The sequence below is a fragment of the Faecalicatena fissicatena genome (assembly GCF_016900595.1).
GTDB lineage: Bacteria > Bacillota > Clostridia > Lachnospirales > Lachnospiraceae > Claveliimonas > Claveliimonas intestinigallinarum.
In genome coordinates, this window is record NZ_JACLYY010000040.1 from 1 (window position 1) to 727 (window position 727).

At 66.4% G+C, this 727-nt stretch carries 1 protein-coding gene and 1 pseudogene; both read left to right on the forward strand.

From position 1 onward, the window contains the following. Nucleotides 1-337, forward strand: a pseudogene (locus tag H7U36_RS15040) (ABC transporter permease); the annotation flags it as partial. Next, a partial coding sequence (locus H7U36_RS15045; RefSeq protein WP_205156430.1) for an ATP-binding cassette domain-containing protein occupies nucleotides 322-727 on the forward strand: 406 nt, incomplete at its 3' end. The pseudogene H7U36_RS15040 and the gene H7U36_RS15045, both read left to right, overlap by 16 nt.

Sequence of the window (727 nt, forward strand, 5' to 3'; positions counted from 1 at the left end):
AGATGTGTATAAGAGACAGACCTGGTACCTCATCCGCACCCACATCGGCCATGAGCTGTGGCCTCTGCTCACCATCAATGCCCTGGCGGTGGTGGGACGGGCCATTCTCCAGGAGTCCTCCCTGGCCTTTCTGGGCCTGTCCGACCCGCTGGCCCGCTCCTGGGGTATGATGATCGCCCGGGCCGTGGACTTCCCCGGTCTCTACCGGACGGACTTCTGGACGTGGTGGCTCCTCCCGCCGGTGGGGGCGCTGGTGCTGTCCACGCTGCTGCTGCGCCTGCTGGTGGGCGGGCTGGAGGAACAACAGAGGAGGGACAAGCCGTGCTGCTGGAAGTGAACAACCTGTCGGTGTCCTACCCGGAGTTCACCCTTCACCCGGTGAGCTTTGCTCTGGACGCCGGGGAAATGCTCACCATCGTGGGGGAGTCGGGCAGCGGCAAGACCACCCTGGCCCGCGCCATCGCCTGCCTGTCCGAGCCGGAGGCCCAGGTCAGCGGGCAGGTGTACCTCAACGGCAGGGAGCTGCTGGCCATGGACGAGCGGGCGCGCAGGCCCCTGCGTATGAAGGAGTTTGCCCTCTCCTTCCAGAACTCGGCCGAGTGGCTCAACCCCTCCCTCACCCTGGCGGAGCACCTGCGGGAGGTGCTGTGCCGGGCGTACCGGAGGGCGGCCATGGCGGCGCGGATGGAGGAGCTGATGGCACTGGTGCTGTCTCTTATACACATCT